The sequence below is a fragment of the Paenibacillus sp. J2TS4 genome (assembly GCF_018403245.1).
Classification (GTDB): domain Bacteria; phylum Bacillota; class Bacilli; order Paenibacillales; family NBRC-103111; genus Paenibacillus_L.
Window position 1 is genome coordinate 143191 of the sequence record NZ_BOSH01000013.1, and the last position, 13928, is coordinate 157118.

Below are 13928 nucleotides of genomic sequence, written 5' to 3' on the forward strand. Positions count from 1 at the left end.
GGCCATAATAGAAAGAAAACTGTGTAAAAGGAGAACTTATGACAACTCCTGAGCCTGACGCGAAGAAACGGATCTTGCTGGCCGCCAAAAAATTATTTGCCCGCCAAGGATATGACGGAACAAGCATAAGGCAAATATGTGAAGAAGCCGGCGCCAACGTCGCCCTCGTATCCTATCACTTCGGCGGTAAAGAAAATATGTTGAACGCATTGTTTGATGAGTTTGTTCCTCAGCAGCGTATGGAAGAAGTGGAACCGTACAAGGATCTGCCCGTGGAAGGGATCTATATGTTCATTCAAGAAGTGATTCGTTTTCGGATGAATAACATGGATATCATAAACATCCTGCAGCAAGAGATTGCAACGGATTCGCCGAGAATCGAAATGATCCGGAATCATTTTTTGCCGATATGGGGCATTCTTCGGGATTTACTGGAGAAGGGACGCAATCAGGGCCTGCTTCATTTTCGCTCGCTGGACCAAACCTTTTTATTCATTCTTGGTGTGCTGCTCCTTCATAAGCAGATAAACTATTTTTCGCCTCTTCTTGAAGAGGGGCCGCCACGCTTCGATGATTTGGTCAAGGATACGGCTGAATTCATCTTTGGAGGTTTGGGGGTAGGCGAGCTGCTGAGGGAAAAAGGTTTAATTTTGTAAAATAAAGATAAATAATGTAAATGAGCGGTTGATATTCCTGCAATGCTCTGGTATATTTGTGTAACAAGTTAATACTAATGGTTTTGCGAAGAACGCAAGCTTACGGACAAGTCCGTGGGTTTGCGTTTTTTTTTATTTCCTGCATACCGCGCACGCTCTGTACCCAGCCTTAATGGCGAGGGTTGGAAAGCGGGAGGGATGCAAGAAGGAGGTGATGAATGGATTGAGCAGACAACGAAACTTGTGGATAAGCCTGTGTGCAGCTTTACTGTCTTGCCTGCTGGTGTATGGAGTTTATCTGCTGCAGGTTCGTCAGGTTGAATTGCAGCAGACGACGAATGTCGTCGTTCCCAAAAGCTTCATTCAGGCGGGGACACTCATATCTTCCGACATGATTGAGCTGAAGCCGGTTTATGTCGGCTCTTATAACGAGCAGATGATGACGAGGGCGGAAGATGTAATAGGAAGAGAGGCGGTCGTTCCGTTAGGAGGATACGAGCCGATCCTGAGCTGGAAGCTGGATCGCTTTCATCTGCTTCCCCGGGAGGGACAATATACGTTCCAGATTCCCAAGGACTATATTTTATCCGTGTCCAATGGAATTAGGGCAGGAGACCGGGTCCGGATCTATTTATCCGGTCAAGATGGATCGCGGATTATGTTTCCGTACGAGGTCGTTGTCGCATCCGTCAAATCAGCGGCCAATGTGGAGGTCGATGATCTGAACCAATCTCATTTTTTATCAAAAATGGCAGGGGATGCGGAGCGAATGTATGCTTCTCGCCGGGAAGCGAACGGCAACATTGAACAAATCAATTTAAATTTAACCGAGGAGGAATGGCTGCGGATCGATGAGGCTTGCCGTAATCAGGAAGGCAAGCTGGTTATCGCTTTTAGTAATTTAACGAATGTCGAAGCACGGTAATACGGCTTGACAGACCTAAGGAGGATAAACTTGTGAGCACGAATTTTTTGCTGCGTAAAGAGCCGGAGGTCAGGATTGACGGTATGAACCCAATCCCGTCGGGGGTGGCTTCCGGAGATAATAAAATGGTGGTCTATATGGGAACAACGCCTAATATTGGGACGACAGTGGTCTCATTTGGCTCAGCCGTCTGTGCCGCGCGGGCTTCCCGTCTTAATGTCGGTTATCTTTGTCTGAATCTTAAAAGCTCTAAATTGCACCGTTACATGGGGATGAATGAAGTATTGTCCTCGCTGGACCAATTGAGGGCGGATCTGAAGTCGCAGAGCCTGACCCGCCAAAGGCTGCTCCGTCACTGTATCCAGGCACCTGGCTTGCCGGGTTTATCGGTGCTCTTCGGCAGCTCGTTACGGGAGCAGGCCGAATTCTATCAGCCGGAAGATATCGAGCACTTGCTGACGGCGGCCAGATCGGCATTCGATCTGTGCATTGTCGAAGTGAACGCTTATTGGGATAACGCGGCAACGGTTGCTGCGCTGCTGGAGGCTGATGCCAGAGTGGTCGTAACGACTCCGGACTTGACTCATTTTCAAGAGGATTTCCAACGCTGGCTGCAGACAATGGCTCCTATGTTCGGGCTCCATTCGGCCTCCTTTCATTTGGTAGTTAATCAGGTGGAGAAGATGGCTTCCGCGGGAGGGATCCGGGTGAAAGATATTGAGAAGGAAACAGGTTTGAAAATCGTCTCCCAGGTGCCGAGAAAAAGCAATCTGGTGGAGTTGTTAAATCAAGGGAAGCTGATGGAGCTGTTTGAGGGCGATCATCCCTTTTATTTGGCGGTAGCTGACATTACTCGAATGTTCATGGATCAATGGAATATGGAAGCGATGGATATTTCCCGCAAAAAGCGCTGGCTTGGCCGTTGGATTCCCCGAGCCATATCCTAGGAGGGAGGAGCTGTGGAGAAGAAATTTTCCGTCCTGGCCTATGCCAACAAGTTACGGGAAGAGGGATCATCCTCTGCGGAGGAATTCAGGGCAAGAGGGGACAGACAGCTGCGGGAGTTCCAGAGATGGACGGAAGAAATCCGCAACGAATTAGTCACAGCCAAGGGAAGAAGCGAGGAGGAGCAGCTCCAGTATGGAGAAATGCTTAACCGGGCTGTGTTGGGCTATGAAGAAGAGCGGCTGAAAATTTTTGCTATTATTCGGGATCAGCTGGCCAAACGAAGAATCCACGATGTTCCACCGCCTAACCGGAAGCACAGTACAATTGCTGAAGCGATTTTTGCCGAAGTGATCGGGTTGGGAGAACTGGAGCTTATCCTGAAAGAGAAGGAAGGACTGGAGGAAATACAGGTTGTCGGCACTAACATTTTTGAAATCCGCAACGGCAGGGTGAGGCCTTCTCCATACCGTTTGAATTCAGTGGAAGAATTGGAGCGTATCCAGCAGAACCTCGTGTTATTTAATAACGATACGTTGAATCCGCGCAAAAGATGGGCGGAAGTCATGCTGAGAGACGGATCCCGGGTTACGATGACAGGCTATGGATATACTTCAGTGCCCACGTTGACGATTCGCTTCTATACGGTTCGTCAGTTTCGGCTTCCGGAGCTTTGCCGCAGCGAATATAGCACGATGAGCGAAGAAATAATGGGATTGCTGCGCTGCGTTTTTCGGTCCTATTTTAATCTGGTCGTTATCGGTCCGACCAATTCCGGCAAGACCCATTTAATGAAAGCGCTGATTGCAGAGCTGCCTGAGAATGAAAGAATCATTACGATCGAATCCAGATATGAGCTCATGCTGAAACGGGATTTTCCAACTAAAAATATTGTCGAATACGAAGTTCATGAAGAGGATGTCCAGCATAACGGTCAACAAGCCTTCAAGCTGGCACTCCGCCAGTCGCCCAAAAGAATTATTCACGCTGAAATCCGCGATGAGGATGCGAACGTATATGTACGGGCTTGTACGAGAGGGCATGAGGGCAGTATGACTTCGGTCCACGTCAATGAATTGGAGGATGTGCCGGAAGCGATAACGGAGATGTGCATGATGGATTCTCGGGGGATGAACCCTGCGCGGTTATCCAAACGGATTACTACTTATGTTACCCAAATCGGGATTGAGATGGCCATAGTGGACGGCAAGCGTAAAGTGGTTCGCATAGGTGAATATGAGTTTGTAGATGGCGAGGTACAAGTTCGCGATCTCGTTGTCTATGATTATGAACGGCATAACTGGCATTATCCCGCACGATTCTCTGAGCGTGCCATTCGCAGGATGCAGAAATATGATCGTGAAGGGTACGATTCGATGGCTGAGGGGTGGATGAATCGATGCTGATTGCGGCCAAGATTGCTTTTTTATTGCTATTATTCCTTTTGGTATTCACTGGAATTCGGGGAATTTTGCTGGTAACGGCAAATCGTAAACTCGCCCGAATCCGGCTGCATCATATTCGTGAAGCTGCCTTTGGCCACCGATTGTCCGATATTTTGCAGCGCAGCGGCTTTCTTTATCGGCACTTATCGGATTTGTTGGAATCGACCGGTTCACGGGTTACTCTTCCCGTGCTGTTCACAACTTCATTTGCGCTGTTGCTTTCCGGATTTATTGGAGCGGTGCTTTTTTTTCCATCGGTTAAAGGGATCGTAGCGCTCAGCCTTATAGCGGCCTTGCTTCCCTATTTGATTCTGCGCATGCAATTAATTACTAATCAATTGAGGACAAGAATGGACTTTTTGCCGGCCGTGGAAATCGTCTATCAGACGTATTTGCTTGCTCCTCATCCGAACGTTCGCAATGTCATTCACCAGGCGCTTCAAGAGAATCGGATTCGCTATCCGCTTAAGCCGGTCTTCGAGCAGCTTCACCGCAACCTGTCGATGAACCGGGAGGTGGATGATGCTCTGCGTATTTTTAGGTTATCTCTTGGGCATCTGTGGGCTGATTATTTTGCCAGTATTATAAGAATCGCATTGATGGAAGGGAACGACATCTCTCTTAATCTTAAAGAGCTGATCAACGATATGCGGAAGGCGAAATTGGCGGACCAAATCGCACGTAACCGGCTGCTTGAAATCCGAATCGCCAGCTTTTCCCCGTTATTCTTCCTGGCGGTATTCCTGATCGTTAATTTCAAAATCAATTATGATAACGCTTATCATTACTATTTTGTCGATGCGGCGGGCCGCAACATGCTGTTGGATGCTTTGCTGCTTATCTTTGGCGGATTTATGATGGGGGTTTATCTTTCAATGAAACGAATGTGAAAGGAGGGATGGAATTGAAACCGCTCCCCAGTCTGGAATGGATTTACTGGCTTTTGCATGGGCTGCTGCTGGTCCTTGGCTTTTTGGCCGCTTATTTCTTCATGGCATCTGTTTTTGTCGGTGGTCGGCGCAGGCTTCGGATGAATCCGGGCAGTGAACCGCGTCAACCGCCCGTTCTGCTGCTGAGGCTGCTACGAGTGGCTGTTCATGGGCCTAAGGCCGAGGAGCGAAGACAGCTGCTACTCGGTTGCGGAATTCCGATGAACGCTTACTCGTACGAGCTTTGGAAGAGAATAGCGATTCTTCTGCTGCTTCTGGCAGGCTTCGTCGGATGGCTCTCGCTCCAAAGACCCTATCTTACTTTATATATACCGGGTGTTTATATAATGGCTGCCGCTTTTCTTCTGCTGCTTCTTATTTATTTTGACCGTTTGCTGCTGGAAGCAATCCAACGGCAAAGATCCCATCGGATCGTCAATGAAATTTACGCAATCAGCACCCAATTGCTATATTACACCGGTTCCCAAATGAATTTGCACAGCAAGCTTAGCCGGTGTTTGCCCTATACCCGGACGATCCGCAAGGAATTTCATTTGCTTCTGAATGAATGGTATCACGACGCGGACCGGGCGGTCACCTTGTTCAAGAACCGGTTGGGAACGGATGAAGCCCATAGCTTTGCCGAAACGATACGCTCATTAAGACACAACGAAAGCAGCGCATACTATGAGCTGCTTCGCCAGCGCATTGCCGATTACAAGGAGAGAATTGATCTATACAAGGAAAGCAAAAAGGAAACCACCTCGTATGTGCTGTTTGTGCTGGCCGGTATACCCATCCTGAACACGTTCAGGCTCTTTATCTACCCCTGGGTGCAGGAAGGGCAGAAGCTCTTTCAAACGCTGCAATAAAACCGAGATAGTCAGGGTGAAGCTTTGCTCTATTGCCGCAACAATAATGATTTATAACGAATTTATTGGAAAGGTATGGGATGATATGCGAAATATTTTAATGACAGTAATGCTTCTCATTGTAGTAGTCGTTATTTTTACGAATGTAATTACGAATGATACGACGGGAACGAAGAAGATGATTGAGGAGAAAGGGACCTCTATTAACAGTCAAATCGGCTCATTAATCAGACCTTAGTCCCTTTGGGACAAAGCAAACAGGGGGAAAGGATAATCATGAAATCGATTATAACTACGGTGCTGCTTATTCTGGTCGTAGTGCTGATCTTCCATGCTACTGTCGGGGGAGAGGATGGAACCGAAGAAATGGTTCGGTCCGGCGGCTTAAGGATCAATACAACGATTGAAAGTATTAATCCTTAATCGGTTTTGTCTGTCATCGCTGTTAAAGGTGGTTGGTGTCATGAAGCAAATCCTGGTGTTTATAATGTTCGTTACGTTGTTATGCTGGTTTATGTTTGCCCCTGTGTACAAGCATGTGATCATCACAAGACAGGCTGTTCTGCAAAAGGAAGTGGATTACTTGCTCGAGGTCGGCGCGAGTGGCGCCCGCGGCTACATCGATCCGGGAATGATCGGGCAATCCAGACAAAGGCTGGAGGAGAGGGGGTTTATCGGCGCTGATCTGGATTATTTGGTGACGACCACTACGGGAGTGGGCGGAAGGAATTCAGGCGAACCAGTTCCGCGCGGCAATGGAATCCGATTGATGATTACCTACCCATACGGGGGACTATTTATTATAGATCGGCTTGTCGGCATTGCTCCCCCTTCTGAAGGAGCTGTAATGGCAGCCGTGGGGATGAAAATGAGCGAATATGTTCCATAGGGAGCGGCAAGCCGATCCAACCGCATTTATGTGCAAAAACGGCACAATACCGACGAAGCGGGGGAGGGGAATCTATGAATAAGCTTCTATTGTTTCTGCTGCTTATCGGCTTCTACATGACGATGCAGGCTCTGCAGACGGACGAGGAGTTGGCGATGCATACCGTATTTAACGCCAAGCACGCTCTGAATTATTCCACCCATGCCGCGGCCCAGCAAGTGGATGCGGATAAATTGGCCCAAGGTGTGGTGGCTATCGATCCGGCCCGGGCCAAAGAAACCGCCGACCGTTATTTGCAGACGAATCTGAGGCTGGATTCTGCCAATATTCCGCTTCCGGGGACGTTTTTGCGCAGCCCGGTTAATGTTCTCGTTTTTGATGTCATTAATGAGGATAAGACGTTTCCGTACGTCTATTCCAATCCAACTTACGATTATTCCGTCCGCTTCGATCGCCCTGGGGTCGTCATGATTATTCAGTTGGAATTTCCCCGCTCGTTTCAGGTATTGGGGCCGGTGACATGGCAAATTAAAAGCTCCTCGGAACTGGTGTTTTGATCGCAGGAGCCATATAGCTCATCCAATAAGCCATATAGCTTGATATGGTGTGAACAGCACGTGATGGTGACATAAAGCCGCTGGTAAGAGGTGGTGGATGGTGACCGAGCAATAGCCAGGCATCAATGCTTAGTGGACCCAAATTCGTTGTGCCGCGCTTGATACGGCACAACGATTTCCATCACAAGCTTTGAATCGATAAAATCCCCGAAAGGGGGCCGGAGAGCTTTTTATCCACCAGTGATTTCCCGAGCTCTCAGCAAGTCTTTGCGCCTGTATACACTGAGCACAACTCCTATCGCGAGCATTTGTAAGAGCATATGGCTTCCTCCATGGCCTACAAACGGAAGCGGGATGCGGAATAGCGGCAGCACCCCGATAGACATGCCTATATGCCATATAAACTGGAACGTAAGGATGGCGGTAACACCTGAAATTAGCAATTTTCCGTAGAGGTCCTTAATCTTATTCGATGCTCTGATCAGCAGCACGAGGAACGAGGCGCTCACTATCACGAATGAAATCCCCGCGAGCCAACCCAGACTATGGACGAAATAGGTATAAACCATATCCGCGTGAATTTCAGGCAAATAAGGGTTGGTGATTCCCATTCCTTGTCCGAACCAGCCAGCCGAATGAAGGGCGTTTTGGGCTTGAACGTAGATGTAACCTCCATGATCCGAATTTTCCTGTGGGTTAATGAACGCAAGCAGCCTCATTCTTGCTGAATGGTTGGCAAACAACGCTATGAACAAAGCGGTTAGACCGATTCCAATTTGCCCAATGAGAGCTTTCTTATTTACACGGGAAATGATCATCATAACGATATATGCACATAGATAAACGGTCAAGGCCGATTTGTTCGAGGCTTGGAAGTATAACAGACAGGGGAGGATAACAAACAGCAGAAGCCTGATTAATTCCGGGCGAAGTCCGATATCTGTATGCTGCTCTTTCGGTAGAAGGCCAGCTAAAGCGAGAATGAGCATATAAGGACTAATTTCGATCCAATTCAATCGGAATATGCCCAAATCCAATAGGTAAGTAACCATTAGAACTATCGTTGCTATATAAAGCGGCCATGAATACTTCTTTAATTTGCGATAATCGTAGAAATATAAAATCACGACTAGAAGAAGTCCAAGCGCCGAATAAACAACCTTTTCGTAAAATAACCTTCCCTCGTAAATTTGCTTGAACGGCATTCCGCTGTAGCTAAGCTCCACCATATACATCGATATTGCTCCAACGACGATGAAAAGGACTAGTTGAAGGAGCAACCCCCAGTGCAGCCGAGGCTTATGGATGCGGATCATTTGCTTTCCGACCAGGTCGGGATCCCCCATCTGACGGATAACCCATTCTATGGCTTCCTCTTGCTCCATTCCGCTATTTAGCTTATCTTCGATGGCATCCTGCAAATGAGACTGAATTTCAAGTTTTACTTCCTCGCGCAGTTCCTTTGATTTCATATTCCGGCAGACGGCGCCCAAATAAGCTTCAATAGCTGGTTGGTCCCCCCTTTCTTTCATATGCTTCCCTCCCCTAACAGCCGATCTACCGCCGTACGGAAGGTTGTCCATTCCTGCTTCTTGTCCGCAAGCTGCTTTTTTCCTTCGTTTGTAATTCGATAATACTTGCGATTCCTCCCTCCCTGTTCGCTCCAATAAGCTTCCACCAGTCCACTGGACTCCATGGCGTGCATAATGGGGTAAAGTGTCCCTTCCTTCAATTTGAAAATTCCATCGGACTGCCTGTCCAGCTCTTTGATCATTTCATAGCCGTACCTTTCTTTACGTTCCAATAAATGGAGCAGAAGGGTCGCTGTGCTTCCTTTCATTAGTTCTTTGTTGATTTTCAAAGTAGAGGCTCCTTTCTTATTCATATACATAGATGTAATATGCATCGTAAATCTATGTATATAGTAATAGATTTACCTACGACATGCAAGTTGATGCTTTTTCTGTTATTGTGCTTTGCTGCTATCTTCGGTTATTCGCTTTTTCATGGCATTCAAATGCTCAATTCATATACGCTCAGGAAGGATGTCAGTCTTTTTCGTTCGGTGTATAATGAGAACATCGGAATCCAACTAATGAACGTTTCAAGTTGAAGTCAGACAGGGGGAACTGCAAATGGATGTATATTTGAACCGTCGCGAGAAGCTGCAGGAGAAGATGAGATTGAATCGGATGGACGGTTTTATAATGACTCAGAATGTCGATATCTACTATTTTACCGGAACGATGCAGACCGGCTTTCTGTTTATTCCGTCTGAAGGTGAGGCCGTGTTCTATGTTCGCCGAAGCGTGATTCGGGCGCAGATGGAATCCCGAGTTGACATAGAGGAACTGGGCTCCATGCGAAGCCTGGGAGAGCGATTACGGAATCGTCATCCTCGCTTGTTTGCGAATGGAGAGCAGCCGGTCATCGCCACCGAATTCGATGTGCTGCCGGTGCAAACCTACCACAAGCTGCAGTCCGCTGTTCCTGCCGCGCAATGGAAAGACGGCTCAATGATCGTCAGAGAAACCCGCATGATCAAAGGCCCGGAGGAACTCGATATCATTCGTCGAGCGGCTGCCGTCACGGATTTGGCTTTGGAGAGAGCGGCGGCGGAAGCCAGAATCGGCATGAAAGACGTCGAGTTAATGAGCTTAATCGAAACGACGATACGCGAGAACGGGCACATGGGCCTTATGAGAATGAGAAGCTACAATCAGGAAGTCATTACCGGAATGGTTGGTTCCGGCGGCGCTATGGCGGTTCCGACCTATTTTGACGGACCGGCGGGAGGACAGGGGCTGAGTCCAGCCAGTCCGCAAAGCGCGGGGAGCAAGACGATCGGACCGAATGAGCCGATTCTGATCGATATCGGCTGCTGTATCGACGGTTACGTATTTGATCAGACGAGAACGATGGTCATTGGTGAATTAGACGAGCCTCTGGATAAAGCATACCAGGTTGCAGAGCATATCCTGCGTCGAACAGAGGACAAGCTGGTACCGGGTACCGCGTGCGAACAACTATATATTCAGTCGCTTGAAATAGCCGGAGAGGCGGGATTAGGCGATCATTTCATGGGATATGGGAAAGATCAGGTCAAATTTCTCGGCCATGGGATCGGATTGGAAATCGACGAGCTGCCGATTCTGGCCAGAGGGTTTTCGCTTCCGCTGGAGCCGGGGATGGTCATTGCCATCGAGCCGAAATTTACTTTCCCCGGGCGCGGAGTCGTCGGAATAGAAAATAGCTATCTTATTACGGAGGACGGATTTGAGAAGCTATCCATTTCCCGGGAAGGGCTAATCCGTCTGGAGCGTTAGTGACAGAATGAATATTGGTATAGAAGGGAGCGGATCAGGTTTGGCTTGATCGGCTTTTTTCTTTTTTGCCACAATAGAATTTTTATAATATCCACTAAACGCGGTTGCTCATCCACAAAAGACTTCAATAGGAGTTTTTTTCAATCCAATGAACTTTTGGCGGGAGCTGATCGTACTATTCACGAAAAGATTAAAAATATATACAACTGCGGGGAATTTGCGGGAGAAGGTTATATCTCAACGATTCAAGGAGACGTTATAGTTTAATAAAGACTTTTAGCTGCTATATGGCAGCAATCAAGGTATACTGTTGCATCTGTAGTCTCTAGAAAGGAGGGGAAGGATTGTCCAATGAGCAAGAATGGATCCGGCAAGCCCAGGCGGGAGACAGCCAGGCACTCGCTAAGCTGCTGCAGACTCATTATTCTACAGTCGTGCACTATCTGATCAAAGTTACACTTCAACCTCATGTAGCCGAGGACATCGCCCAGGATACAATGCTCAAAGCGATAGAGAAAATTAAGCTGTACAATGGGCAATCCAAGTTTTCTTCCTGGCTTCTGACCATTGCTACCCGATTATACATTGATAATTTTCGTAGAAAAAAGCGGGAGAAGCTTTGGTTGAAGCAAGAAACGGCAATGCGAAAAATAAATTGGCACCTGAGTCAACAAGGAGAGGATTGGCCGGAAGTGTTGGACACGTTAAACAAGCTGTCTTATGACTTTCGAATTCCAATCATTCTAAAGCATTATTACGGGTATGCGTACGATGAGATTGCGGAAATGATGGACATTCCGGCAGGAACGGCTAAATCCAGAGTGTTCAATGGCTTAAAAATGCTAAGGAAGGAGTTGAGACCAGATGAAGGATAGACGAACAGGCAGGCTAACGCCTCACGGAGCGGAAGATCAGGATAAGGAGAGCGAATATGAGGATGAGACTCTGTTGGCAGAGCTGCGGGAAGGATTGGAGAAGCTGGATCGGTCCATTCCGGTATTCCCCCCGGAAATTCACTGGTTTCAGGAGCAGGTTTTACAGCATCGGAAGGAACTGAAGAGAAAGCTGCTGTTGGATTTGCTGCTCTTTTTTACAATTGCGGTCATCGTTCTAGCGGGAACCGCAGCCGTTATGCTGAATACGCCTTCCGTCTATATTTACTTTCAAATATTTGTCAGTGCGCTCGCTCCCGTCATTTTGTGGGTAACAAGACGGAAAAGGAAGGTGGGGGCATGAAGCTGACCTTTACTTATACGGAACCGCCCCTTCCGGTCCTCATACTTATGATTGTGCTGCTGCTGGTGCAGAGCACCTGGCTGTTTCTCGATGCCAGAAAAAGAGACAGCTATCCATGGTTATGGGGAATTTGGGGATTGATCAGCCTGCCTTTGCCCAGTATAATGTATCTCATTTTTGTAAGAAAGATTTTCCGCAGAACGAGGGGGAGAAATGATAATGATGAATGACTTTAATGACGTTCCTTGGGGACTTATCGCTCCCCTATTGGTGTTGTATGCGATATTGCTGCTCGCCGCTATTATCCACTGGGCCAGAACCGAGGAGACCAACGGGCCTAAATGGATGTGGCTTATTATTATCGTTTGTGGGAATATTCTCGGAATTGTTCTTTATTTTGTCATTGGGAGGAGGAATGATTAGTGGCTCTACTGGAAGTTCACAACGTGTCCAAACAATATGGAAAATTAACAGCGGTCCAAAGGATTTCTTTCTTCATCGAGGAGGGACGCTGCGTTTCATTGTTAGGACCTAACGGCGCCGGCAAAACAACTACGCTCAAAATGCTGACAGGGCTGGCGGCTCCTAGCGAAGGAACGGTCCGTTTTCCGGAGTATGAGGGAAAAGATATTCGGGAATGGATCGGATTCTTGCCTCAGTACCCGGCCTTCTATAAATGGATGAGCGCGAGGGAGTTTCTGGAGTATGCCGGGAAGCTGACGCATATGACGGGAAAAAAGCTGCGGCAGCGGGTAGAGGAAGTGCTGACGATCGTAGGATTGACGGAGGCAGCCAAGCGGCGGATCGGCGGTTTTTCGGGCGGGATGAAGCAGAGGCTTGGGATTGCGCAAGCGATGATCCACCGTCCGAAGCTGCTTATTCTGGACGAGCCTGTCTCCGCGCTGGACCCACTCGGAAGAAGGGAAGTACTGGAGCTGATACGAGAGATCAAACGCGAAACGACCGTTTTATTTTCCACTCATGTCCTTCATGATGCGGAAGAAATAAGTGACGACATCATGATTATGAGACGAGGGGAAATCAGCCTGTCAGGCAGTCTTGAGCAAATTCGCCAGGACTATCAACAGCCGCTTCTGATCGTGGAGGCTGATGTTTTCTTGGAGGATTGGGCGGCATCCCTTACGCGCTATCCATTCATAGATTCCGTTGATTGTCATCACGATACAGCCAAGGTGACGGTGACTGATTTGGCGCAAGCCAAAATGGCGGTTCTCGCTGATCTCGTCGAACGCCGGATTCCGGTACGCCGCTTCGAGGTGGCGCGGACGACACTGGAGGATTTATTCGTGAAGGCGGTGAATTCATGACTCAGTGGTTAGTTTTGTTTAACAAAGAGATGGTCGAAATGTGGCGTAACGGCAGATGGCTGTGGGTGCCGATCGTGTTTATCGTCCTGGGAGCGATGCAGCCTCTGGTCACCTATTATACCCCTCAGCTTCTAGAAAACTACGGCGGCTTGCCTGCCGGGACACAGATCGACATTCCTCTTCTGTCCGGGGGAGAAATAATGGTTCAGACACTCTCCCAATTCGGCATTCTCGGGCTGCTCATTCTCATTCTTGTCTCGATGGGGGCGATTTCCAGCGAAAGGCAGAGCGGGGTTGCGGCCATCATCATGGTGCGTCCGGTGCCGGCGGCTTCATGGATTACAGCCAAATGGGCATCCCTTATTGTTCTGATGCTGGTTTCGCTATTTTTAGGCTTGGCTGCGGCAGGGTACTATACGGAAGTGCTTATTGGCGGTATAGATCCGCTCCGCTTATTTTCAAGCTTTTTAGCCTATGGGCTATGGCTTGCCTTCGTCATTACCGTTACCTTATTTTTTAGTGTGATCATGAAAGGAAACGGCGGAATAGCTTTTCTTGCCGTCGTCGTATCGGCCGGACTTATGATGGCGACGGGATTGTTGGAAAAATATATGAGATGGAGTCCTTCCAGAATGGGGGACTACGCGGGCGAGCTGCTAGTCTCAGATGCGCTGCCGAGCGGGTTGTGGCTGCCCTTGCTCTCCACGTTCGTCATCATCGTCGCTTTGCTCGTCAGCTCAACGCTAATATTCCGCAATCAGGAGCTGTTGGACTAATTGAAATCCTCCCCTGTTACACGAACATGGCAAACCGGGTCTAA

The 13928-nt window shown here is 48.2% G+C and carries 19 protein-coding genes; 17 read left to right on the plus strand and 2 right to left on the minus strand.

What is annotated here, in order from left to right; all coding sequences use genetic code 11:
• Positions 1–38: 38 nt before the first annotated feature.
• From KJS69_RS22925 to KJS69_RS22970, 10 genes are all read left to right on the plus strand, one after another.
• Entirely contained in the window at positions 39–656 is a 618-nt protein-coding gene (locus KJS69_RS22925; protein WP_213586119.1) for a TetR/AcrR family transcriptional regulator, read from the plus strand.
• Positions 657–879: 223 nt separating this feature from the next.
• Complete coding sequence (locus tag KJS69_RS22930) at positions 880–1581, plus strand: SAF domain-containing protein (protein WP_213586120.1); 702 nt, start codon at positions 880–882, stop codon at positions 1579–1581.
• Positions 1582–1613: 32 nt separating this feature from the next.
• The gene (locus KJS69_RS22935) at positions 1614–2528 is read left to right on the plus strand and encodes a CpaE/TadZ family protein (RefSeq protein WP_213586121.1); all 915 of its coding nucleotides are present in this window, start codon (positions 1614–1616) and stop codon (positions 2526–2528) included.
• 12 nt (positions 2529–2540) lie between these two features.
• On the plus strand, positions 2541–3932 hold the full coding sequence (locus KJS69_RS22940; protein ID WP_249730674.1) for an ATPase, T2SS/T4P/T4SS family: 1392 nt from the start codon (positions 2541–2543) through the stop codon (positions 3930–3932).
• Positions 3926–4861 carry a type II secretion system F family protein gene (locus KJS69_RS22945; protein ID WP_213586122.1) on the plus strand — a complete coding sequence of 312 codons (936 nt, stop codon included), beginning with the start codon at positions 3926–3928 and terminating at the stop codon, positions 4859–4861. The genes KJS69_RS22940 and KJS69_RS22945 overlap by 7 nt, the downstream gene beginning before the upstream one ends.
• Positions 4862–4869: 8 nt before the next feature.
• Positions 4870–5772, plus strand: coding sequence for a hypothetical protein (locus tag KJS69_RS22950; RefSeq protein WP_213586123.1), 903 nt, complete (start codon positions 4870–4872; stop codon positions 5770–5772).
• Between the two features lie 85 nt (positions 5773–5857).
• Positions 5858–6010 (plus strand): hypothetical protein, encoded by a 153-nt coding sequence (locus KJS69_RS22955; RefSeq protein ID WP_213586124.1) that lies wholly within the window; start codon positions 5858–5860, stop codon positions 6008–6010.
• 38 nt (positions 6011–6048) lie between these two features.
• On the plus strand, positions 6049–6195 hold the full coding sequence (locus KJS69_RS22960) for a hypothetical protein (protein WP_213586125.1): 147 nt from the start codon (positions 6049–6051) through the stop codon (positions 6193–6195).
• Between the two features lie 40 nt (positions 6196–6235).
• Positions 6236–6661: a hypothetical protein gene (locus tag KJS69_RS22965; RefSeq protein ID WP_213586126.1), complete on the plus strand. Its 426-nt coding sequence runs from the start codon at positions 6236–6238 to the stop codon at positions 6659–6661.
• Between the two features lie 74 nt (positions 6662–6735).
• Complete coding sequence (locus KJS69_RS22970; RefSeq protein ID WP_213586127.1) at positions 6736–7218, plus strand: hypothetical protein; 483 nt, start codon at positions 6736–6738, stop codon at positions 7216–7218.
• A 230-nt stretch (positions 7219–7448) separates the two neighbouring features.
• Here KJS69_RS22970 and KJS69_RS22975 read toward each other — a convergent pair whose 3' ends face one another.
• A complete protein-coding gene (locus tag KJS69_RS22975) occupies positions 7449–8750 on the minus strand; it encodes an FtsW/RodA/SpoVE family cell cycle protein (RefSeq protein ID WP_213586128.1) in 1302 nt (433 codons plus the stop codon).
• A complete protein-coding gene (locus tag KJS69_RS22980; protein WP_213586129.1) occupies positions 8747–9079 on the minus strand; it encodes a PadR family transcriptional regulator in 333 nt (110 codons plus the stop codon). The genes KJS69_RS22975 and KJS69_RS22980 overlap by 4 nt, the downstream gene beginning before the upstream one ends.
• Positions 9080–9353: 274 nt before the next feature.
• On the opposite strand from KJS69_RS22980, the gene KJS69_RS22985 reads away from it, so the two are divergent.
• From KJS69_RS22985 to KJS69_RS23015, 7 genes are all read left to right on the plus strand, one after another.
• Positions 9354–10544 carry a M24 family metallopeptidase gene (locus KJS69_RS22985; protein ID WP_213586130.1) on the plus strand — a complete coding sequence of 397 codons (1191 nt, stop codon included), beginning with the start codon at positions 9354–9356 and terminating at the stop codon, positions 10542–10544.
• 344 nt (positions 10545–10888) lie between these two features.
• Complete coding sequence (gene sigY / locus KJS69_RS22990) at positions 10889–11419, plus strand: RNA polymerase sigma factor SigY (RefSeq protein ID WP_213586131.1); 531 nt, start codon at positions 10889–10891, stop codon at positions 11417–11419.
• Positions 11409–11780, plus strand: coding sequence for a DUF5345 family protein (locus KJS69_RS22995; RefSeq protein ID WP_213586132.1), 372 nt, complete (start codon positions 11409–11411; stop codon positions 11778–11780). The genes sigY and KJS69_RS22995 overlap by 11 nt, the downstream gene beginning before the upstream one ends.
• On the plus strand, positions 11777–12010 hold the full coding sequence (locus tag KJS69_RS23000) for a sigmaY antisigma factor component (protein WP_213586133.1): 234 nt from the start codon (positions 11777–11779) through the stop codon (positions 12008–12010). Before KJS69_RS22995 ends, KJS69_RS23000 begins: the two co-directional genes overlap by 4 nt.
• Complete coding sequence (locus KJS69_RS23005) at positions 12000–12203, plus strand: PLD nuclease N-terminal domain-containing protein (RefSeq protein WP_249730675.1); 204 nt, start codon at positions 12000–12002, stop codon at positions 12201–12203. The genes KJS69_RS23000 and KJS69_RS23005 overlap by 11 nt, the downstream gene beginning before the upstream one ends.
• Positions 12203–13108, plus strand: a complete 906-nt coding sequence (locus KJS69_RS23010; RefSeq protein ID WP_213586134.1) for an ABC transporter ATP-binding protein — start codon at positions 12203–12205, stop codon at positions 13106–13108. Before KJS69_RS23005 ends, KJS69_RS23010 begins: the two co-directional genes overlap by 1 nt.
• Complete coding sequence (locus tag KJS69_RS23015; RefSeq protein ID WP_213586135.1) at positions 13105–13884, plus strand: ABC transporter permease; 780 nt, start codon at positions 13105–13107, stop codon at positions 13882–13884. Before KJS69_RS23010 ends, KJS69_RS23015 begins: the two co-directional genes overlap by 4 nt.
• The last annotated feature ends 44 nt before the right edge of the window (positions 13885–13928 follow it).